This is a genomic window from Enterococcus sp. DIV1298c, from assembly GCF_017316315.1.
GTDB classification, from domain to species: domain Bacteria; phylum Bacillota; class Bacilli; order Lactobacillales; family Enterococcaceae; genus Enterococcus_B; species Enterococcus_B mangumiae.
On the sequence record NZ_JAFLWG010000049.1, the window covers coordinates 1 to 21,260 of the forward strand.

Below are 21,260 nucleotides of genomic sequence, written 5' to 3' on the forward strand. Positions count from 1 at the left end.
TGTGCAAAGCGTCAAATCCAAGTGTATCAACCGTCTTTATCCATTTTTCAACCGTATAGTGGGATGGAATACTATACCGAGTCGCCAATGTTTTATAACCGCCTTCGCCTCTGTGATACGCTTCAACTACCTGTTTTTTAAATGCATAATCGTATTTAGTCACTAAAATACACCCTAAGTTAGATCTTGTGGTCTAACTTAGGGGGCGCACTTCATATCTCTTGTTTTCCTTGATTCAGTATTTGCTCTTCTTTAATGAAATCATTGACTAGAACTGTAATCTGAGGCCATTGATTAAAACGCTCATAAAATAATTTCTCAGCTACCAAATTATCTGAGGTACGTTGACTAGCGATTAATAAGTGAATTCCTATAACTTCATCTTTTGATAAGTTAATACCATATTCTTTCTTTATAAGTGGTATTAGAGACTCTAGCAATACGAAATCCCTTTTATGATCAAATATCATCTGCCTAACGATTTGAGGCAATTCTATAAATTGTTTTTGAGAGCTTCTTATCATAGAAATGAATAAGTAATAATAAAATGATTGCGCCATAGCTCCCGTATCAATCTCATAATTCCCTAAATCATTTGATAGATGTGATAATACTATCTCATGCAAGCCTTCCGGAGGATATACAGTGTAGGGAGTTTGTTCGCCCTCATAAAAAAAATCATAAAAAAACTTTCTTATATTTACTTCTTTTCCAGTCAGGTTTACTGGATTCTGTGTTAATCTTATTCCATAATCTGTGAAAATAGGCTCTACTTGAAGAAAAAAGCGTTGTATCTGGCTCTCTGAATAATGATAGTAATCAGCTAAATTAGCTAAATTTTCTAAGTCTCCCCAAAATATATTACCTATTACTTCAAACCATAACTCTTCTTCCAAAAGAAGTGTTTTCTTTTCTCTATACAATACACGATCTATTTCTTTAAAAATATATCCAGTATTTTTAGGAATGAATTCAGCAATATTAAAAAAATATTTTTTTAGCTTAGCAATATCTTTTATAATAGTTCGATTAGATGTATCTACACGCTCAGCTAAACCAGCGATTGTAAATTTTTTTTCTTGTTCAATTACCGATAAAATACGCATCCATCGTCGAGTAACCGTATTTGTAATGAATTTTATTTGAAGATCTCGCAAATCTATCCCTCCAGATAGCTTATTCTCTCTTCATACTACCATAAATTTTTTCTGCTTATATATTTCAGCTCTCCTTTTCAAGAATAATATACTTTTCTTCGATTAATATTTTAGATACCCATTGATATACAGAGTATACTTTTTTATCTAGTATGTTTATTTTCAACTGTTCTCAACTGAGTTAATTACTGGAAGAGCTATTAAATGAGGAATATAAACAGATCAAAAAACTGTTAAGTTTCTGACCCTTCAAATGGATTGTTCTAAAATACAATGACTACTATTTTTAGCCTAACATAGATTTTGTTACAAGTTTCTGTAAACGATATTGAATAATCCCCATAGAAATTTGATCAAAAAAAGAGTATCTAGAAACAATGTTTTCTGTACACTTTTTCTCAAAAAATTAACCTTGGATATTTTATGATTCGATAAATGATTTTGCCCAACCTACATGGCCACTAATAATATTATATATATTTCATCAAAAAGATTGGGCAATAGGGTATACCCTGTTGGCTCAACAATGTTGTTTATATAGCTATGTTGATAACGAAATTTTGATATACAAATACTCTGCCATGCTTGAAATTCTTTAAATGTTGAAAAAAATAAACACAAATTTCCTACATCCCTTTTTTCACCTTATTCTTCCCAGGGCAATTAAATAATAGTTGAAAAAATAATAAATAAAAACAAAAGTAAAATTCCAACAAGTGGTTCAATCCAAATTTTTTCTGAATTAATAAATACATTCTTTTTATTTTTAACTAGTCCTCCACCATATTCTTTTGGAAGGGTTAGTTCAAAGAGAAACCCAAATAATAATGGTATCAAGACTGTATACTTAGGTCCTCTTATCAGTAAGTAGACAGCTGAGCAACTAAGGAAGAACTGTATTACTTTGACTATTCTGATAGAACGAATCGTTTTTAATTTCAAGATACTGTCCCCTTTCTTTTATACAAGATCCATAAATTTGTCTTTCCTACTTTCCACTTAAATATATCACGTTATTTTTAAATAATCACAACTCTCTAATAAAGTGTCGTTTTAGACTAAAAACCGCTAAAAATTTTAGAATCTGGACGATAGGATTATATAAAAACTATATAAACCAATACTTTTAAGTGCTTTGGATTTAACAAAACAACAAAAAAACACAGCGATAACCATTCAGTTATCCACTGTGTTTTATCTAACTATTTTACTAAATTCTAAATTCCCTCTTCATAAAAACGTCCGAGGATTTGGACATTCTCCGCAATGCTGACAAATGCTTGTGGATCGGATGATTTCATTGCTTCACGTAATAAAGGAAGCTCATAGCGAGTAACGATCGTCATTAGGACCGTTTGTTTATCGTGTTTATATGCGCCTTCTGCTTCATTGATGATCGTGATGCCACGACGCATACATTTTTGGATTGCTTCTATCACTGCTTCGGGATGTTTTGTCACGATCATGACTTGCATCTTTTTTTGTTTTGTATAGACGACATCGGTTACCTTGCCGCTTACAAAAATCGACAATGCACTATAAAACATATACTGCCAACCGAAGAGCAAGCCCGCAACGAAAACAATCAACGCATTGAAATAAATGGAAATCGAACCGACTGATCGACCGGTTTTTTTGCGAATCGTGATACTCACAATATCTAATCCGCCAGAAGACAAGCCGTTTTTCAACGCTAAGCCAATCCCAACGCCCGTGACTGCACCACCGAATATTGCACAAATGATTGGATCGGTCGAAAGAATCGTTTGTGGCATGATATGAATACTAAGCGATGTTAAGGTCACAGTTATAAATGTAAAAATCGTGAATTTTTTTCCAAGTTTGAACCAAGCTAAAAAAAACAATGGAATGTTTAACAAATACAGTGTAGTTGAAACAGGGATCTCAAAACCAATCACTGATTTTGACAGCGTCGTTAAGATTTGCGCAAGACCTGTTATCCCACTTGAATAGATATTTCCTGGTTGATAAAAAAAATTCAATGCGACTGAAGCAATCAGCGCATAGACGATCGACACCGAAAGTTTGGTCGTATAGTCATGATACGCCCAATTTTCGAAAGTTTTTTTCATGAGAAAAGCCTCGCTTTATCTGGTATGCCCTTATTATAAGATCTTTTAAGATTTAATCAAGAGACATCTTTGAAAAAAAGATTGTAATTTCCAAAATAATAGAAAAAAGGTTGTGTCAGCGTCACACGCACGAATAAATCGCGACTTACCTGTGACACTTTCACAACCTCTAAATTTCTAAAAAAGGAATTTAACTTTACTGCTTGTTACTCAACTTCTGTAACATCGATATTCAATTCAAATAATTGAAGATCAGAAACAGTGCTTGGTGCATCACTCATCACATCGGCTGCTTTACCATTTTTAGGGAAGGCAATCACTTCACGAATATTATCTTCACCTGCAAGTAACATCACAAAGCGATCAAGTCCTAAAGCAATTCCTCCGTGTGGTGGGAAGCCATAGTCTAACGCACTTAACAAGAACCCGAATTGTTCTTCCATTTCTGCTTCAGAGAATCCTAGTGTTTTCAATACTTTTTCTTGTAATTCTCTCGTATGGATACGTAATGATCCTCCGCCTAACTCATAGCCATTCAAGACGATGTCATATGCCTCTGCATAGACTTTAGCTGGATCAGTTGCCAATAATTCAACATCTGATGCTTTTGGCATCGTAAATGGATGGTGAGCGGAAACATAGCGGCCTTCTTCAGCTGAATATTCAAATTGTGGCCATTCTGTCACCCATAAGAAATTGAATTTTGACTCGTCGATCAAGCCTAATTCTTTTCCTAAGCGGGAACGGATCGCGCCAAGCGTTGCGGCAACGACTTCTTCTTTATCCGCACCAAATAATAAAATATCGCCGACTTCAGCGTTGGTTGCTTCAATCAGTGCTTCAGATGCTTCGCCCATGAATTTCGCGATTGGACCTTTCAAGCCATCTTCTTCCACTTTTAACCATGCTAAGCCTTTTGCACCGAACTGAGTGGCATATTGGCCAAGATTGTCTAGGTCTTTACGAGAATACTTGCTTGCTGCATTTTTCGCATTCAATGCTTTGACCACTCCGCCATTTTCAAGTGCCATTTGGAAGACTTTAAACTCAACGTCTTTCACAACAGTACTCAAGTCGATCAATTCCATGTCAAAACGTGTATCAGGTTTGTCACTTCCATAGCGACTCATTGCTTCATCATACGTCATGCGTGGGAATGGCAAAGTGACTTCGATACCACGTACGTCTTTCATCACTTTAGCAATCAAACCTTCTGTATACGTTTGGATTTCTTCAGCGGTCAAGAACGTTGTTTCGATATCGACTTGCGTAAATTCTGGTTGACGATCGCCACGTAAATCTTCATCGCGGAAGCAACGAACGATTTGATAGTAACGATCAAATCCAGCGTTCATCAATAATTGTTTGAATAGTTGTGGTGATTGTGGCAATGCGTAGAAATGCCCTGCATGGATACGTGAAGGAACTAAGTAATCTCTTGCTCCTTCAGGTGTTGATTTACCTAGATATGGTGTTTCAATATCCAAGAAATCATGGTCATCCAAATAGTGACGGATCGCTTTTGTTGTATCGTTACGCAATTTGATGTTTTTCGTCATTTTTGGACGACGTAAGTCAAGATAGCGATATTTCAAGCGAATCTCATCATTGATCGTTTGTTCATCTTCAATCAAGAAAGGCGGTGTTTTAGCTTGGTTCAAGATAATGATCTCATCCGCAATGATCTCAAACTCACCAGTTGCCATTTTAGGATTGATTGCTAGTTCATCACGATTTTTGACTGTTCCAGTTACTTCAATGACGTATTCACTACGGCATTTATCGGCGATTTCCCATGCTTCTTTATTGATTTCTGGATTAAAGACGATTTGAACGATTCCTTCACGGTCACGTAGATCGATAAAGATCACGCCACCTAAGTCACGTCTTTTTTGTACCCAGCCTTTTAATGTAACTGTTTGTCCTAACTGCTTTTCTGAAACAAGTCCACAGTATACTGTTCGTTGTGCCATCATTTTTCCTCCTGTTCAGTCGATAACGTCATTTCATCATAAACTTTGTCAAAGTGGTTATAGATTTCTTCTAATGCATAACTTTTCTCTGTACGATTAGCCATTGATTTGACGTTGATTGTTTGATTTGCTAATTCATCGGCGCCGATCACTAAGACCAACTTCGCATCGGCTTTATCTGCTGTCTTAAATTGGGCTTTCGCTTTACGTCCCATGAAATCACGATCGGCAGAAAAACCAAAATCACGGATTGCTTGAACGATTTTCAATGCTTCGATATTTGTTTCTTCACCTAATGCGACAACATAAGCATCTAATGAATTCAGTACAGGGACAGCGACTTCCTCTGCTTCCATCGTTAATAAAATGCGTTCGATCCCCATCGCAAAACCAAATCCAGGTGTCGCTGGTCCGCCTAGTTCTTCAACTAAGTTATCGTAACGTCCTCCCGCACAAATTGTTGCTTGTGCGCCCATTTTAGGTGCGTCACTCATTACTTCAAAAATCGTATGCGTATAATAATCCAATCCACGAACCATGTTGCTGTCGATTTCGTAAGGCACATCTAACGCATCCAACATGGCAATCACTGTTTCAAAATGCGCTTTGGCTTTTTCACTTAAATAATCTAAGATCGATGGCGCTTCTACGACAAATTTTTGATCACGTTTATCTTTGCTGTCTAATACACGCAAAGGATTTTCGTGTAAGCGGCGTTGTGAATCTTCACTTAATTCAGCTTCGAATGGGACAAGATAATCGATCAACGCTTGGCGATAGGCTTGACGTGTTTCTTGATCCCCTAAAGAGTTGATCACTAAGCGGATTTGACTGATCCCAAGTTGTTTGAAGAAGTCTAACGCCATCACCATGCTTTCAACATCTGTCGCAGGATTTTCAGAGCCAAATGCTTCTACACCGATTTGGTGGAATTGACGTAAGCGGCCTTTTTGGGGACGCTCATAACGAAACATTGGTCCCATGTAAAATGTTTTGTAAGGTTTAGTATATTCTGGCCCAAATAATTTGTTTTCAACAAACGAACGAACGATTGGCGCAGTTCCTTCTGGTCGTAACGTCACATGACGCTCGCCCTTATCGTAAAAATCATACATTTCTTTTGAAACGATGTCCGTCGTATCGCCTACACTGCGAGCGATCACTTCGTAATGTTCAAAAATCGGCGTGCGGATCTCATTATATTGATAATCTTTGAATAATAAACGGGCAGTTTCTTCAACAAATTGCCATTTTTCGGATTCTCCAGGTAAAATATCATTTGTTCCTTTTGGTCTTTGGAAGTTCATCTTTTTCTCTCCTTTTCTTCACACTATGTAGTCAATGCAAACAAAAAACACCCTTGTTCGCCATGAACAAGGGTGAATGATTATTTCATACACGGTACCACCTATATTTGAAAGATTGCTCTTTCCTCTCACGATTAACGCTCGTCTACGGGACGGCTTTGCACGCGTCCATCTCCAGAGTGTCTTTCAGAAACTACTTGTTTTAGATCGCTCTCAGCCACGACGATCCTCTCTTATAAAGCCTTTAGTTACTTACTCGCTCTTTCATCGATATTTAAATATTAATTATAACCTACTAAAAACACAGCTTAAAGTCAAGTATATTCTTGCTGATTTCTTTTTCAAAGTCTTTTTGATTCAGCTTTTGTTCTTTTTGATTTAGACTAAATAAAAAAGGAGGTAGAAAAATGTCAGAAGTAAAAATTGGTCATTCTCAAGTATATGCCGAAGCAATCGGCTTAGGTGCAAATGCAGTTGGAGGGCATAATCTTTTTTCTGGATTAGCGGATGAAACCGGAAAAGAAGTTGTCAGAGCCGCCTTAGATAATGGCTTGAACCTCATCGATACTGCTTATATTTATGGCGAAGGTCGTTCGGAACAATTGATCGGAGAAGTCTTGCAAGAACCAGCTTATGATCGTTCCCGCATAATCATTGCCACCAAAGCGGCACATTTGCCAGATCAACCGAAAAAATTTGATAATTCTCCTGAATTTTTGAAAAAATCAGTTGATGAAGCTTTAGAACGTTTGCAGACAGATTACATCGATATTTTTTATATCCATTTTCCAGATGAAGAGACGCCTAAAAACGAGGCAGTTGCCGCTTTGCACGAACTGAAAGAGGCCGGGAAAATCCGTGCAATCGGTGTATCGAATTTCACTTTAGAACAGTTGAAAGAAGGCAATCAAGAGGGCTATATCGATATCGTACAGGATCAATTCAGTTTGATCCATCGCACAGCGGAAAAAGAATTATTCCCCTATCTTGAAGCCAATGCGATTGGTTTTGTTCCTTATTTCCCACTTGCCTCAGGTTTATTGACAGGAAAGTATGATTTAGAAAGTCCGAAACATTTTTCTGCTGATGATCCTAGAAAAAACAAACCAAACTTTCAAGGTGAGCGCTATGAACGTATCATTGCAGCGGTCGACCAACTTAAACCAATTGCTGAAAAGTATCAAGCAACAACTGCTCAATTAGTCTTAGCATGGTACATCGCGCACCCACGTATCTCATTTGTCATTCCTGGTGCCAAGAAACCAGAACAAGTCGCAGATAATGCCAAAGCTTTGGATATTCATTTATCTTTAGAAGATGCCCAAACAATCGATCAGTTATTCCGAGAGTTTGAATAGTACCCAAAAACAACCATCGCAAGAAAATGCGGTGGTTGTTTTTTTATTATGTACAAGATGTTTCAGCATAATCCTAGCTCTTTTTTCATTTCGTCATGCGAGACACTTTCATCAAATTTCTGATGCTCCTTCATCGCTTCATTATAGATCGCCAAGTCCATTTGTTTTTCTAGCGTACCTAATATCATCGTGCTGGCTAATTCCGATATTGTCAGTCCTTTCAAATCAGCCATTGCCAACATCCATGCTGTTCCTCTGATACCCGAATGGTAATTTTGCTCATTCCTTTATCCCTTCTGTGTATTGTTTTAGAACGAGGTCGGAAGAGAAGGTCTCTATCACCTAAGAGGCTACTTCTCTTCCACTACCTAATCGATTCTAAAGTGAGAGAAAAGTGAATGATAATTTTATCTCTCACTCAATGATCAGCTCAATCTGAAAACCTACGTTATTCTTTATATAACAAACCTCGACTATTCGGATAAGTCGGAAATTGATTGAATGGGATCGTCCAATCTTGTTCTGGAACAGAAAAGGCAAAACGATTCACTAATTGATCAGATAAGACGCGCAAACTATGCAAAGTGATCCATTCACCTGCGCATCGGTGCATTCGTCGGAAATCACCGCCACCTTGAGCAATCATTTCGTACTCTTCTTCATAGGAGATTTTTTTCGCTTTGTCGATATATCGTTTGATCAAAAACGCCTCGGGTGATTCAATCGTTCGTTCGTCATGATTCGTTCCATACAAATCTAAGATCACCCAGCTGTCTTTAGGGATGCGATAGCCATCTACTTCAACATCTTGTAAAGCAAATGCCGGTAACATGGGGAAAAATGGATAATATCGACGCATTTCCTGAATAAAAGGATCTTGTAACTGAGTAAAATCATTTTTTAGTTGTTGATAGATATCTGGACGACTGAATAGCGCATGCCCCATCAATACTGCCCATACTGTCAATGCCACAGTCGGCCGAATGATATTCAACAATTCCACCGCTGCAATATCCAAAGGCAAAAGATTCCCTTTAAGGTCAGTCGCATTCGCAAAAGCATAGAGCGCTACATTTTCTTTTCCGGCTATTGGATTTTCTCGTGCTTCTTCTAACAACTCTTGCGCCCATTTTTCTGATTTTTTTCGATTCTCTACCCCTTTAAAATGATCGATCGGCGAAGTCACTGTTCCACTGATCATGGCGATTTGATAATCTGCCAATTGGTTGATCTCTTCTTCTGAATAATCCGCTAAGTTGATTCCAGACCATTCACAAATGGCGGTAAAAAGTACTTTTTTACTCAGGTCAAATAACTCAAAGGTACCATGCTGTTGTTCCAACTCATGTGCCAACACTCGATCTAATATTTGATGATAGTCTTCCATTCGCTCTGGCGTCATCAAATCCATAAAAATTGCTTTACGATGATGATGCTCCGCGCCATCTAAAGACTGTACGCCATCTTTACCGAACAATGTTTTTTGCACCATTTTAGGCATTGCGCCTTCTCTTTTGAAATTTCTTGGATCATAAAAACGTCTTGCTGCCTCTTCTCCGTAGATGATCACAGCTTCCTTATTGAATATCTTTGCTTTCACAACAGGTGATTGGGCTTCTTCTCTTAATGTTCCTAGCATTTTGTAGCCTTCGTTATAGTATTTTTTGATTTCGGTCATTTTGATATCGACCACTGGAATTTTTTGCATCTTTTTATTCCTCCTAATAAATAACTTTAGATATTATTAGGATACTCCTTGTCAGATAAAACTGACAAAAGAAGTGTTTGGGGCAAAACTCGATCATTTTTCCTCTTGTGCCGCCTATACCCGAAGAAATGATTACTTCACGACTCATTCAAGTTAAATAAAATTTCATTATAACGTTCCGTCGCTCTGTCACTCACTTGTCCTTTTTCACAAAAAGATAATTTTCTTAACTTAGGTACCACTCTTTCCACTCGAATCATTCCCTCGTCTAATTGGGAAGCCAACGAATGTAGTGCTTCTTTAAATCGCACGTCTTTTCTAGCATATTTGTAAAAAGATAGAACATAGACATAATAAAATAAATTGTAACTTCTAAATGGGTATGCTACTTGCATGAATAGTGTCCCGATCCCATGATGGCAAGGTCCAATCGGCTTTTTTATCGTCCAATGAGTCAATAAAAATTCCACTGCTTGGTCCAACCGCTCATCAATGTTGATCCATTCGGAGAAACGAAAAGCATCTAAAACTGTTAAGGTCGTCATCGGTGTAGAAAATTCAGTTTCAGGACCTTTGCCATAACTATACTTATTGCACTTCCATCCGCCATCATCTTCTTGAGTCGCTAGAAAATAATCAAATGTCTTTTTGAGTCTCTTGTCTGTTGCATGATCCAAATAACACAATGTTCGAAGTGCAGCGGCTGTATGGCAGGGGTAGATCGCACCCTTTGGCGAAACTTTGAACCGTCCATCTTCCCGCCATGTTTCAAAGATCAAATTCGCCGTTTCTTGCATGACCTTTTCTCCAGGTAAAACACCGGCATCTAAAAGATACAACGGGCATTCTAACGTAGTAAAAGGAGCGCCTTTGATCAACTTTTTATCTGGTGTTGCCCAGTAATCAAAGCCATTATCGTAGCGATGAGAAAGGATTTCGTCTATCGTTGCTTGATTCTTATTAGCCATTGGCAAGCACCTCCTATCCTCTATTTTAACTTATCTACGTACTCCTGACGAACAAAAACAGAAAGCGCATTCTTAAATTGAGAACATAGCAAACAAAAATAAGCCTGATTTTGAAATATTCCATCAAAATCAGGCTTGTTCTTTTTATAAAAATCATTTGTTTTGAGAATCGATGATGATCGTCACTGGCCCATCATTGACCAGAGACACAGCCATATCTGTGCCAAATTCGCCTGTTTCCACTGTGATTCCTCGTTGTCTTAGCCCATCATTAAAGGCTTCGTATAAAGGAATCGCTGTTTCCGGGCGAGCCGCTGCGATAAAACTTGGGCGATTGCCCTTTTTTGTATCTGCAAAAAGCGTGAACTGAGAAATACTCAACAGAGCACCTTTGACATCTTCAATACTTAGATTCATTTTCCCTTGTTCATCTTCAAAAATACGCATCTGGGCGATTTTTTTGATCAGATAATCCACATCTGTTTGCGTATCTGTTTCATGAACACCTAGTAAAATCAACAAACCATGATTGATACGACCAACTTCCTGCTCATCGATCGATACAGCCGCTTGACTTACTCGTTGGATCACTGCGCGCAAAATTCTACCTCCTAGCCATTCATCCGGCGTACACTGTATACATCCGGTACGGTCTTGATTTTATCGACAATACTTTTTAGGTGAGACAAGTTCCGTATCCCTACTGTTAAATGGATCGTTGCCATTTTGTCTTTATTCGTTCGTGCCTCAACACTGTTCAGATTTTTAGTCATGGCATTCACCGTCTGTAAGACGTCATTTAACATGCCCGAACGATTGTAGCCATAGATTTCCAAATCAGCATCATACTCTTTGTTCGTATTTGAAGTGTCTTCCCATTCCACGTCAATCAAACGTTCTTCTACATTTGGCTTATCTGGTTGGACATTTGGACAGTCTTTACGGTGGATCGAAATCCCACGTCCTTTTGTAATGTAGCCCACAATATCATCACCTGGAACAGGATTACAACAACGGCTGATTCGGATCAACAAGTTCTCAACGCCTTGGATGACCACGCCACCTTCATGACGAACCTTCATTTTTTCAGGCTCTTTTTTAGGTTGGTTCATCAGCTCTTCTGCTTCTTGTTTTTGTTGCTCGATTTTTTGTTCTTTTCGCTCTTTTTCAGTCAAGCGATTGGCCATCGTCAATGGACTCACTTCGCCATAACCGATCGCAGCATACATGTCTTCTTCTGTTTGGAAATTCAAACGTTCTAATGCTTCGTTTAATTTGCTTTTCGAAAGGATCTCCTTCGGTACAAAGCCAAGATCTGTAATACACTTCACTAAAGCTTCATGACCTTTTGTCACATTCTCGTCTCGATCTTGTCCTTTGAAGAAACGCTTGATTTTATTTCTAGCTTTACTTGTAGCGACTAACTTCAACCAATCTCGACTTGGACCAAATGAATTTGGAGATGTCAAGATTTCGATAATATCGCCATTTTTCAATTTGTAATCTAATTGGACCATTTTCCCGTTGATTTTAGCACCAGTCGTCTTGTTCCCAATATCTGTATGGATGCTATAAGCAAAGTCTAGCGGTCCTGAACCTTTTGGAAGCTCAGTGACATCGCCTTTTGGAGTGAATACATAGACTTTATCGCTAAAGATATCGCCTTTCACACCTTCCATGAATTCTGAAGCATCGTAACTTTCATCTTGCAATTCGATAATTTCATGGAACCAACTTAACTGCTTCGTCATCCCATCTGGTTCAACTTTATCGCCTTTACCTTCTTTATACGCCCAGTGAGCAGCAACCCCGAACTCGGCGATTTCATGCATTTCCTGTGTACGAATCTGGATTTCGACAGGATTGCCTGCAGGTCCGATGACAGTCGTATGCAAAGATTGGTACATATTCGCTTTAGGCATGGCAATATAATCTTTGAACCTACCTGGCATTGGTTTCCATTTCGTATGGATCGCCCCTAGCACCGCATAACAGTCTTTGATCGAATCAACAATGACCCGAATTGCAAGTAGATCGTAAATTTCATTGAACTGCTTTTTTTGGTCTTTCATCTTTCTGTAAATGGAATAAATGTGCTTTGGACGGCCGTAGATTTCCGCAAAAATCCCTAATTCTTCCGTAGCTAAACGAATATCCTCAACAGTTCCGCTGATATAGTTTTCACGTTCTTCTCGTTTTGTCTGCATCAAGTGAACGATTCGGTAGTATTGCTTTGGATTAAGATAACGCAATGCCGTATCTTCTAACTCCCATTTGATTCGACTGATCCCTAAACGATGCGCAAGCGGTGCATAGATCTCTAAGGTTTCTTGTGCAATGCGTCGCTGTTTGTCTTCTCGCAAATGTTTCAACGTACGCATGTTATGTAAACGATCGGCTAATTTCACCATGATTACACGTAAATCTTGAGCCATAGCTAGTAACATTTTACGATGATTTTCTGCTAATTGTTCTTCGTGGGATTTGTATTTGATTTTACCTAACTTCGTCACACCATCAACTAACATTGCGACATCATTTCCAAAGGCTTCTTTTAAGTCGTCTAAGGTCACTTCTGTATCTTCTACTACATCATGTAAAAAACCTGTTGCCACTGTATGGGGGTCCATCCGTAAGTCTGCAAGAATGCCTGCAACTTGGATTGGATGGATGATATAAGGTTCCCCTGATTTGCGAAACTGTCCTTCATGTGCAGCCGTCGCATAGTCACACGCTTTTTGCACGAAAGCAACATGCTCAGGGCCCATGTATTGGCTAACCATCTTAATGACAGCAGGTCCCGTCAATATTTCTTCTTTTGGCATGGGAAACATCCCCCTTTCTACTAATTGATCAAATCATGAAACGATCTTTATCGTGAAAATCCTCTTTTTCCTTTACGGATCAGGATTAAATAATTGTTCTTATTATACCGATTGTCTTAGTGTTTTTCAATTCCTTCTCAACTAGGAATGAGCCGCTCACTCTTTTGTAATCGGTCAAAAAATTGAAAATAGTTCTTCGTTCATTTATGCGTAAAATCTTTTTTGATTGTCGCGCACTTATTTTTCTTGTGAGGCTTGTAGTTCTAATTGAAAACTCGCCGCACTTAACAAATACAATGGCGCAGTTTCCGTTCGTAGGATTCTTGGACCTAGACCACAAAGAATACCACCTTGTTCTTCGAAATAGGCAACTTCTTTTGCGGAAAGTCCGCCTTCTGGTCCAAACACTGCGAGGATTCGAGTACCTGGCATAACAGATTGGAGTATCTTCACTAAATTAGCAGCTTCTCCTTGTTTTGCTGATTCTTCATACGCAATCAAAAGGACATCATAAGAAGTGAGACTGGCATAAAATTCTTTCTCTGTTTCCATCAATGTCACTTGCGGTACCACTTGCCGATGCGACTGTTCCGCCGCTTCTTGCGCAATCTTAGCTAACCGTTCTTGGCGCTTCTTCCGTTTTTTTGCATCCCATTTCACAACAGAAGCAGCAGCAGGGAATCCTACAAACGCATGAGCGCCTAATTCCGTCCCTTTTTGTACGATCCAATCTAACTTGTCCCCTTTAGGATAACCGCTAGCAATCGTGATGTTACATGGCAATTCTTTTTGAACACTTTCTTTTGCCACTTCGACTAAGAAGACTTCTTTTTCGGTCATTTCAGTGATTTCCGCAACGATCGCGATTTGGTCGTTAAATGCTAAATAGACGTGATCTTTCGCTGCCATTCGCATGACTCTTGCCATATGATGATAGGCTTCGCCTTCTAATACATAACGTTCTTGTGGGCGATAAGGTTCATCTAGAAAATATCGTTGCATTTAATCCACCTCAGGTTTTTTTAGCATAATGGCATACCAATCTTTTTGTTGGAACACTTGATCAACGACAAACCCTTGTTCTTCCATCGCCGCAAGAACCATCTCTTTTTTCTCTTCAATGATTCCAGAAACGATCAATGTGCCAGTTTGTTTGAGTAAACGCCACGCATCAGGGATCATCAATAAAATGATATCTGCCAGAATATTGGCCACGATCACATCACTTTCGATCTCGATTCCTTTCAATAGATCATTTGCTGCCACATGGACATCTTTTGCTACTTCATTTAGATCCATATTTTCTTTCGCTGAACGAACCGCTACTTCATCCAGATCATAGGCGTAGACCTCTTTTGCCCCAAGATGTTTCGCTGCAATACTCAACACCCCTGAACCTGTCCCAACATCTAAAAGCCTTTCTCCGCCGCGTAAAGTCGACTCCAAGGCTTGTAGTGTTAAAGAAGTTGTTGGGTGTGTACCCGTGCCAAATGCCATCCCTGGATCTAATGTGATGATTTTTTCTAATGGATCATTTGTTTGATAACTTTCCCAACTTGGTACGACAGTTAGTAGACGTGTGATCCGTACCGGATGATAATATTTTTTCCAAGCAGTTGCCCAATTGCTTTCTTCCACTTCGCTTACTGTGACGATGTTCTTGCCGATCGCTAAACCAAACTCTGGCAATTTTGTAACACGCTCTTTGATAAAAGGCAATATTTCTGGTAAAAAGATCGTTTCTGGAAAATAAGCCATGACAATGGCCCCTTCTTCGATTGTTGTAAAATCTTCTTTTGTTAAGATTTCCCCGTAAGGATCAGATTTAAAGTTTTCGACATCTAATGAATCTTCGATTGCGACACCACTCGCACCTGCTTCCATTAAAATGTTTGCGACTGCTTCGACTGCTTCACTTGCCGTCTCGATTTTGACTTCATTCCATTTCATATACGTTGCTCCTTAATAGCTAGGATAAGGCAAATATACCTCTTTACCATTTTGTTGTTTTTCTTCGACTAAACGTGCGAATACATGGTTGTCCCATTTCAATTCAAAGACAGCTGAATCGTCTTCTGCATCTAAAAAATCTAACAGATCACTTTGACCTTGTGCTAAAACATCATTCAGGTAGTCGATCAATGCATCGGCTACGGAAGTTGTTAACCCTTTCTTACCTTCATAAGGAATCGCCGCCAGATAATCTTGCTCATCAAATGTTGATTTATCAGGGTTGAATAACAAGACACCATCTTCAAATTCAATAATATCTTCCTCTGAGACCACACCTTCGGCATCATCTAGTTCAAAGTGTGCTTGATTTTCCGCAAATAAACGGACAACGACTTCGATCGTATGGTTTTTTGTATCCCAATCTAACGCCACATCATAGTCTGTGATTTTCTTTTCGATTGCTGCATCAAGATAGTCCAATATGGTTGTTTTCTTCATTTTGTTTCCTCCAACCCCAGTCTTCATCGACTTGGTTCTTTTTTTGTAACGAAAGATATGGATTTCCAGCAACTACAAACCGCAGAGGCATTTCCGTCCATTCTCCTTTATTCGGTATACCGATCCTTGGTAACGCTAAGATTTTTTTTGGTGTCCGTTTTTTCTCAAAAACGAACCGCAACGAGCTATCACGAATCGACTGTCCATATAACTCTGGTGATAGACCTAAAGCCGCTACTAGCTTACCCGGTCCATTACTAATCTCAGGTCCTGCCTTCCCTTTGCGATTCAGACTCATTTGCTCGATCCCTTCCACCGGCTCGATCGCTCGGATCATCACTCCTTGTGGTACTCCTTCAGGTTGTGTGATGATATTTAAGATCAAGTGGGTGTGCATCGTGTACAGATAAATCGTTCCTGGTTCTTCATACATGGCACGCACTCGAGGCGTACGCCGCATTCCATAACTATGAGCGGCCAAATCTTCCGGTCCTAAATAAGCTTCTGCATCTACGATATATCCACCTAAGTGTCCATTTGGCGTGTCATATTCCAAATACATTCCTAGTAGATCTTTCGCAACTTCAGCCGTTGTTTTATTTAATAAAAGTTCATCTAATTGTTTTTGATTTGTCATTTGCTTCACCACCTTTATCATACACAATATTAGTCAAAGAAGCTATGAAAAAAGCGGGTCAACAAGTTGACGATTTCCCTTGCTAAACTAGCGAAAACTATTTCTAGTTTCTTTCCATATTCTGACTAATCTCCCGCCTTCATCGACCCTTTATCCTACGAAATATGTTATAATAAACGAACGAAAAATCCAAAGGAGGCAAACTGATGCAACAACCATTAGCCTATCGGATACGTCCGAAAAATATCGATGAAGTCGTTGGCCAACGCCATTTAGTTGGTGAAGGTAAGATCATTCGCCGCATGGTTGATGCAGAAATGTTATCTTCCATGATTTTATATGGTCCCCCCGGCACAGGGAAAACAAGTATCGCTAGTGCGATTGCTGGCTCAACTAATTTTGCTTTTCGGATGTTGAATGCAGCGACTGACTCAAAAAAAGATCTGCAAGTCGTCGCTGAAGAAGCTAGAATGAGCGGTACGGTCATTCTTTTACTTGATGAAGTTCATCGCCTAGATAAAACAAAACAAGATTTCTTGCTGCCACATTTGGAAAATGGCCGAATCATCTTGATCGGTGCAACAACTGAAAATCCGTATATCACAATCAACCCTGCGATTCGCAGTCGAACACAGATTTTTGAAGTAAAACCCTTAGACGAAGAAGATATCCAATCAGCGATTCATCGCGCCTTGTCCGACAAAGAAAATGGCTTAGGTGAAACGCCGATCGAATTAGACGATAATGCCATGCTCCATTTATCTCGTGCAACTAACGGTGATTTAAGAAGCGCACTCAATGGGTTAGAGCTTGCTGTCCGTTCCACTAAAAAGCAAGAAGACGGCACGATCCATCTGACACTCTCCATTATTGAAGAATGCATCCAGCGAAAAGCCTTGACCCATGATAAAAATGGTGATGCCCATTACGATGTCATTTCCGCATTTCAAAAATCCATTCGTGGGAGTGATGTCGATGCGGCACTACACTACTTGGCGCGATTAGTCGAAGCTGGCGATTTAGCAAGTATTTGTCGACGTTTGATGGTGATTGGGTATGAAGATATTGGTTTAGGCAACCCTGCTGCTGCGGCTCGAACGGTTAACGCTGTTCTAGCTGCCGAACGTTTAGGTTTGCCAGAAGGACGCATTCCTTTAGCAGATGCCGTCGTCGATTTATGTCTTTCGCCAAAATCCAATTCTGCTTACATTGCATTGGATACAGCAATCGCAGACATCCGAGCAGGGAAAGCAGGCGAAGTACCTGATCATTTGAAAGACAGTCATTATCAAGGTGCTAAGGCATTGAATCGAGGCGTAGGCTATCAATACCCGCATAACTACGAAAATGCTTGGGTCGATCAACAGTATTTACCTGACAAATTGAAACATACACAGTATTATCAACCAAAAAATACAGGAAAATATGAACAAGCATTAGGTCAACAATATCAGCGAATCAAAGAATGGCAGAAAAAGTCTAAATAACTACTGTCACTGAAAGCGCTCAAAATTAATGAGCGCTCGCATTGCTCTTTTTGAAACCATGTGCTACTATAGAAGTGGGAAATCTGTGATGTTCGAATTGTCCTCTTTGTGTGTTGACCGAACATTTTTATTGATATCTTGGGACCTGTCTTGTGTCACAGCTGGTAACATGCCTTATCATTTGGTAGTTCAATGCGACGACCATGGGACCCACCTGCTTGAATTCGCGGGATCAATACTACAGGACAAACAACGGCATTAACGGAGATTACCATTTTTTTAACTTTTAAGAGGCAGTATCGATTCGTCGGTACTGCCTCTTTTATGGTATGATTAGCTTTAGAAAAAAATAGGAGTGAATACGATGATTCGTTTATTGATGGCGATTGCCGCCTTATTGCTATTATTTGTCAGTTATTATTTATTCAAAAAACAACCAATCTTTTTTGTTCTTATCGAGCAGAATAAAAAGAATCAAGATTTTCTTCGGCTTTTCGGATCGATCTATGCATTTTTAGGACTATTAGGACTCGTTGTCGTGGGCATCAACCACCGTTTTTTTGCATTGCTTTACTTAGTTATCGTGATCGTTGTCGCCTCTGTCTTCAGTATAGGATTTGCCAAAAAAATGACGAAACCTGACAGTAAATAATTCTCATTTTTTTTAAATTGCTTTACAATAGAATTGTAACCCACGTATCTTTTATAAAGGAGTGAATGCCGATGTTACAACAGTATAGAAAAATCATGGTAGCGGTCGACGGCTCTGCCGAAGCCGAATTAGCGTTTAAAAAAGCAGTAAACGTTGCTTTAAGAAATAACAGTGAGCTTTTATTAGCTCATGTCATTGACACACGATCTTTTCAAACCGTTTCATCCTTTGATGGCATGTTAGCGGAACAAGCAACTGAAATGGCAAAGCAAACACTAGCCGATTATGAAATGAAAGCAAAAAAAGCTGGCTTACCTCAAGTAACAACTGTGATTGAATACGGATCGCCGAAACATATCATCGCTAAAGAAATCCCTGAAGAAAAAGAAGTAGATTTGATTCTTTTAGGTGCAACTGGACTTAATGCCGTAGAACGTCTGTTTATCGGTTCTGTTTCAGAATATGTCATCCGTAACGCAACATGTGATGTCCTAGTCGTACGCACGAACTTAGAAAACCAATTACCGAAAAAAGAAGATAAGTGATTGTTTAGCAAAAAGCATTGAGAAATAAAGATTTCTCAATGCTTTTTTATTAGTCAACTACTACCTTGGGACTCAGCATGAGCAATCTTTCTTTGCTATCTACTGTGCCTTCTGCAATAGGAGTAATTGATTCATACGATAACGAATTGGTAATAATCACCATTACCGTATCATCATAGCCGGCTTGCTTGATCTTTTGCCGATCAAAACGTCCTAACACCTGGCCTTTCTTCACCTTGTCCCCTACCTGAAATTCTGTCGAAAATCCTTGACCATTTAATTCAACTGTATCAATACCGACATGGATCAAAATTTCTCCGCCAGTATCTGTTGTCAAACCATAAGCATGTTGCGATTCATAAACAACTGTCAATTCACCATCAGCCGGTGCATAGATAACCCCCTCCGACGGTTTGATTGCTACTCCTTTTCCCATCATTTCTTGAGAAAACACAGGGTCATTTACTGCTTGCAGAGGTACAATCTCACCAGAAACAGGAGCTACGATGACCTCTTCGACTACTTGTTCATTTTCTTTGGTAACAGTCGGTTTATCAGTTGCTGTTTCCTGTTCTTCATCAGCAAACAGATATGTGTGTTTTTTTCCATAAAAATACGTCGTAGTAAAACCAACAAGTAAACTAATTAGGATTCCCACCATAAAAAAAGGAATTTGATTAGGTGTAATTGAAATAAATCCGATGACACTGGCAGGACCTAATGCAATAGCCAGTACATGGAAAAACCCGATGAACATGGAAGAAACACCTGCTGCAATCATTCCACAAATAAAAGGAAACTTTAATTTAAGATTGACACCAAAAATTGCTGGTTCTGTAATTCCTAATAAAGCTGAGATACTAGCTGAAGTAGCTAAACTTTTTTGCTTTGCATTTTTAGTCAATAACATGATTGCAAGCGTTGCTGCACCTTGCCCCACATTCGCCATTGAAGCAACTGGGAAAATAAACGTTCCCCCCGTGCGAGCCACATCAGCCAATAAAGATGTTTCAATCGCTGGAAAACTTTGATGAAGACCAGTGATCACTATTGGTGAATAGAATAAACCAAAAATGCCTAAGCCAACTGCCCCAGTTGTTTGGTACAACCAACTCAATCCTGCTGTTAAGCTATCTCCAACTGTTTGCATCACTGGACCAACCACAACAAATGTCAAAAAACCGGTAATAATAATGGCTAGCATCGGTGTAAATGTATAATCAAATGCGTTAAGTAACCGTTTATGGAAAAATTTTTCTAAAGTTGCTAAAATCCACGAAACTGCTAAAACCGGTAAAACTGATCCTTGATACCCTGCTTGAGCAATGTTTAAGCCAAAAATATTCCAATACGGCATTGTTCCTTCTGCCACAGCATTTGCTACACTGTATCCGTTAACTAGTTCTGGCATGACCATTGCCATTGCCATCGCTGCCCCTAAATAAGGATTACCGCCAAATCTTCGGGTCGCTGAAAAACCCACTAAGATTGGGAGAAATGCGAATGGTGCAGAAGCTAATAAATTAATAATACCAGTCACATCTTTCAATCCGGGATAAAGCTCAATGACTGATTGAGGACCAAATAAATCTTGTGCAGTCAAAACATTATTGATTGCCATTAGTAACCCGCCAGCAACTAAAGCAGGAACAATTGGGACGAAAATATCCGATAATACTTTGATCAAAGCCATGAAAGGATTTGTTTTCTGTCCTGATTGTGCTACCGCTTTCAAATCAGCAGTCGAAGCCTCTTTTGTACCTGTCAGCTGTATCAGCTCATCATAAACATTGTTCACATCACCTGCACCTATAATAATTTGAAATTGATGATTCGCTTCAAAGGTCCCCTTTACTTCATCAATAGCATCCAATGCCTTTTGATTTACTTTTGTTTGATCTTTTAATACTAAACGCAAACGTGTTGCACAATGTGCTGCTGCTTGAATATTGTTTTCTCCGAGTGCATCAACAATTTCTTTTGCTACTTTTTTATAATCCATTTTTATCCTCCCTTGTATGATCTAAAAATAAAATCTTTTTTGTAACCGCTTTTTATAGGAAGAGTATGTCACGACTTACGAAAAATGTCAAACGTTT

General features: G+C 39.1%; 19 protein-coding genes, 1 other RNA gene and 1 other annotated feature. Of the genes, 5 read left to right on the forward strand and 15 right to left on the reverse strand.

Annotation, left to right across the window (positions count from 1 at the left end):
- Positions 1-212 precede the first annotated feature (212 nt).
- The 5 genes from JZO83_RS11465 to hisS form a co-directional block, all read right to left on the reverse strand.
- Positions 213-1,157 (reverse strand): helix-turn-helix domain-containing protein, encoded by a 945-nt coding sequence (locus tag JZO83_RS11465; protein WP_207115818.1) that lies wholly within the window; start codon positions 1,155-1,157, stop codon positions 213-215.
- A 663-nt stretch (positions 1,158-1,820) separates the two neighbouring features.
- Positions 1,821-2,099: a hypothetical protein gene (locus JZO83_RS11470; RefSeq protein WP_206856346.1), complete on the reverse strand. Its 279-nt coding sequence runs from the start codon at positions 2,097-2,099 to the stop codon at positions 1,821-1,823.
- Between the two features lie 275 nt (positions 2,100-2,374).
- Positions 2,375-3,250 (reverse strand): YitT family protein, encoded by an 876-nt coding sequence (locus tag JZO83_RS11475; RefSeq protein WP_206856343.1) that lies wholly within the window; start codon positions 3,248-3,250, stop codon positions 2,375-2,377.
- 206 nt (positions 3,251-3,456) lie between these two features.
- Positions 3,457-5,223: an aspartate--tRNA ligase gene (aspS, locus tag JZO83_RS11480; protein WP_207115819.1), complete on the reverse strand. Its 1,767-nt coding sequence runs from the start codon at positions 5,221-5,223 to the stop codon at positions 3,457-3,459.
- Positions 5,223-6,530, reverse strand: a complete 1,308-nt coding sequence (gene hisS / locus JZO83_RS11485) for a histidine--tRNA ligase (protein WP_207115820.1) — start codon at positions 6,528-6,530, stop codon at positions 5,223-5,225. The genes aspS and hisS overlap by 1 nt, the downstream gene beginning before the upstream one ends.
- 65 nt (positions 6,531-6,595) lie before the next feature.
- Positions 6,596-6,807, reverse strand: a binding site (T-box leader).
- Positions 6,808-6,937: 130 nt separating this feature from the next.
- Between hisS and JZO83_RS11490 the strand changes: the two genes are divergently transcribed.
- Positions 6,938-7,888, forward strand: coding sequence for an aldo/keto reductase (locus JZO83_RS11490; RefSeq protein WP_207115821.1), 951 nt, complete (start codon positions 6,938-6,940; stop codon positions 7,886-7,888).
- A gap of 62 nt (positions 7,889-7,950) precedes the next feature.
- Here the strand turns inward: JZO83_RS11490 and JZO83_RS11495 are convergent, their stop codons facing one another.
- The 9 genes from JZO83_RS11495 to JZO83_RS11535 form a co-directional block, all read right to left on the reverse strand.
- A complete protein-coding gene (locus tag JZO83_RS11495) occupies positions 7,951-8,121 on the reverse strand; it encodes a DUF6290 family protein (protein ID WP_242542626.1) in 171 nt (56 codons plus the stop codon).
- 215 nt (positions 8,122-8,336) lie between these two features.
- The gene (locus JZO83_RS11500; RefSeq protein ID WP_207115822.1) at positions 8,337-9,596 is read right to left on the reverse strand and encodes a cytochrome P450; all 1,260 of its coding nucleotides are present in this window, start codon (positions 9,594-9,596) and stop codon (positions 8,337-8,339) included.
- Between the two features lie 137 nt (positions 9,597-9,733).
- Entirely contained in the window at positions 9,734-10,564 is an 831-nt protein-coding gene (locus JZO83_RS11505; RefSeq protein WP_207115823.1) for a prenyltransferase, read from the reverse strand.
- A gap of 153 nt (positions 10,565-10,717) precedes the next feature.
- Positions 10,718-11,164, reverse strand: a complete 447-nt coding sequence (dtd, locus tag JZO83_RS11510; RefSeq protein WP_207115824.1) for a D-aminoacyl-tRNA deacylase — start codon at positions 11,162-11,164, stop codon at positions 10,718-10,720.
- Between the two features lie 11 nt (positions 11,165-11,175).
- Entirely contained in the window at positions 11,176-13,389 is a 2,214-nt protein-coding gene (locus JZO83_RS11515; RefSeq protein WP_207115825.1) for a bifunctional (p)ppGpp synthetase/guanosine-3',5'-bis(diphosphate) 3'-pyrophosphohydrolase, read from the reverse strand.
- A 237-nt stretch (positions 13,390-13,626) separates the two neighbouring features.
- Positions 13,627-14,391 (reverse strand): 16S rRNA (uracil(1498)-N(3))-methyltransferase, encoded by a 765-nt coding sequence (locus JZO83_RS11520; protein ID WP_207115826.1) that lies wholly within the window; start codon positions 14,389-14,391, stop codon positions 13,627-13,629.
- Positions 14,392-15,339 carry a 50S ribosomal protein L11 methyltransferase gene (gene prmA / locus JZO83_RS11525; protein ID WP_207115827.1) on the reverse strand — a complete coding sequence of 316 codons (948 nt, stop codon included), beginning with the start codon at positions 15,337-15,339 and terminating at the stop codon, positions 14,392-14,394.
- A gap of 12 nt (positions 15,340-15,351) precedes the next feature.
- Positions 15,352-15,840 (reverse strand): DUF3013 family protein, encoded by a 489-nt coding sequence (locus tag JZO83_RS11530; protein WP_206856318.1) that lies wholly within the window; start codon positions 15,838-15,840, stop codon positions 15,352-15,354.
- The gene (locus JZO83_RS11535; RefSeq protein WP_207115828.1) at positions 15,809-16,477 is read right to left on the reverse strand and encodes a DNA-3-methyladenine glycosylase; all 669 of its coding nucleotides are present in this window, start codon (positions 16,475-16,477) and stop codon (positions 15,809-15,811) included. Before JZO83_RS11535 ends, JZO83_RS11530 begins: the two co-directional genes overlap by 32 nt.
- A gap of 206 nt (positions 16,478-16,683) precedes the next feature.
- Here JZO83_RS11535 and JZO83_RS11540 point away from each other — a divergent pair, with 206 nt between their 5' ends.
- From JZO83_RS11540 to JZO83_RS11555, 4 genes are all read left to right on the forward strand, one after another.
- Positions 16,684-17,964, forward strand: a complete 1,281-nt coding sequence (locus JZO83_RS11540) for a replication-associated recombination protein A (RefSeq protein WP_207115829.1) — start codon at positions 16,684-16,686, stop codon at positions 17,962-17,964.
- Between the two features lie 77 nt (positions 17,965-18,041).
- Positions 18,042-18,236: non-coding RNA, 6S RNA (gene ssrS / locus JZO83_RS11545), on the forward strand.
- A 92-nt stretch (positions 18,237-18,328) separates the two neighbouring features.
- A complete protein-coding gene (locus JZO83_RS11550) occupies positions 18,329-18,616 on the forward strand; it encodes a hypothetical protein (RefSeq protein WP_207115830.1) in 288 nt (95 codons plus the stop codon).
- A 71-nt stretch (positions 18,617-18,687) separates the two neighbouring features.
- Positions 18,688-19,161, forward strand: a complete 474-nt coding sequence (locus JZO83_RS11555; protein ID WP_206856310.1) for a universal stress protein — start codon at positions 18,688-18,690, stop codon at positions 19,159-19,161.
- Between the two features lie 49 nt (positions 19,162-19,210).
- Here JZO83_RS11555 and JZO83_RS11560 read toward each other — a convergent pair whose 3' ends face one another.
- Positions 19,211-21,163 carry a sucrose-specific PTS transporter subunit IIBC gene (locus JZO83_RS11560; protein WP_206856308.1) on the reverse strand — a complete coding sequence of 651 codons (1,953 nt, stop codon included), beginning with the start codon at positions 21,161-21,163 and terminating at the stop codon, positions 19,211-19,213.
- Between the last annotated feature and the right edge of the window lie 97 nt (positions 21,164-21,260).

What these genes read in the sequence shown, in the direction of transcription:
- JZO83_RS11495 (WP_242542626.1), bottom strand. Translation starts at nt 8,121, where the DNA reads ATGGCTGATTTGAAAGGACTGACAATATCGGAATTAGCCAGCACGATG.
- JZO83_RS11530 (WP_206856318.1), bottom strand. Translation starts at nt 15,840, where the DNA reads ATGAAGAAAACAACCATATTGGACTATCTTGATGCAGCAATCGAAAAG.
- hisS (WP_207115820.1), bottom strand. Translation starts at nt 6,530, where the DNA reads ATGAACTTCCAAAGACCAAAAGGAACAAATGATATTTTACCTGGAGAA.
- JZO83_RS11540 (WP_207115829.1), top strand. Translation starts at nt 16,684, where the DNA reads ATGCAACAACCATTAGCCTATCGGATACGTCCGAAAAATATCGATGAA.
- JZO83_RS11515 (WP_207115825.1), bottom strand. Translation starts at nt 13,389, where the DNA reads ATGCCAAAAGAAGAAATATTGACGGGACCTGCTGTCATTAAGATGGTT.
- JZO83_RS11550 (WP_207115830.1), top strand. Translation starts at nt 18,329, where the DNA reads ATGATTCGTTTATTGATGGCGATTGCCGCCTTATTGCTATTATTTGTC.
- JZO83_RS11560 (WP_206856308.1), bottom strand. Translation starts at nt 21,163, where the DNA reads ATGGATTATAAAAAAGTAGCAAAAGAAATTGTTGATGCACTCGGAGAA.
- JZO83_RS11520 (WP_207115826.1), bottom strand. Translation starts at nt 14,391, where the DNA reads ATGCAACGATATTTTCTAGATGAACCTTATCGCCCACAAGAACGTTAT.
- aspS (WP_207115819.1), bottom strand. Translation starts at nt 5,223, where the DNA reads ATGGCACAACGAACAGTATACTGTGGACTTGTTTCAGAAAAGCAGTTA.
- JZO83_RS11500 (WP_207115822.1), bottom strand. Translation starts at nt 9,596, where the DNA reads ATGCAAAAAATTCCAGTGGTCGATATCAAAATGACCGAAATCAAAAAA.
- JZO83_RS11490 (WP_207115821.1), top strand. Translation starts at nt 6,938, where the DNA reads ATGTCAGAAGTAAAAATTGGTCATTCTCAAGTATATGCCGAAGCAATC.
- JZO83_RS11475 (WP_206856343.1), bottom strand. Translation starts at nt 3,250, where the DNA reads ATGAAAAAAACTTTCGAAAATTGGGCGTATCATGACTATACGACCAAA.
- JZO83_RS11505 (WP_207115823.1), bottom strand. Translation starts at nt 10,564, where the DNA reads ATGGCTAATAAGAATCAAGCAACGATAGACGAAATCCTTTCTCATCGC.
- JZO83_RS11555 (WP_206856310.1), top strand. Translation starts at nt 18,688, where the DNA reads ATGTTACAACAGTATAGAAAAATCATGGTAGCGGTCGACGGCTCTGCC.
- prmA (WP_207115827.1), bottom strand. Translation starts at nt 15,339, where the DNA reads ATGAAATGGAATGAAGTCAAAATCGAGACGGCAAGTGAAGCAGTCGAA.
- JZO83_RS11535 (WP_207115828.1), bottom strand. Translation starts at nt 16,477, where the DNA reads ATGACAAATCAAAAACAATTAGATGAACTTTTATTAAATAAAACAACG.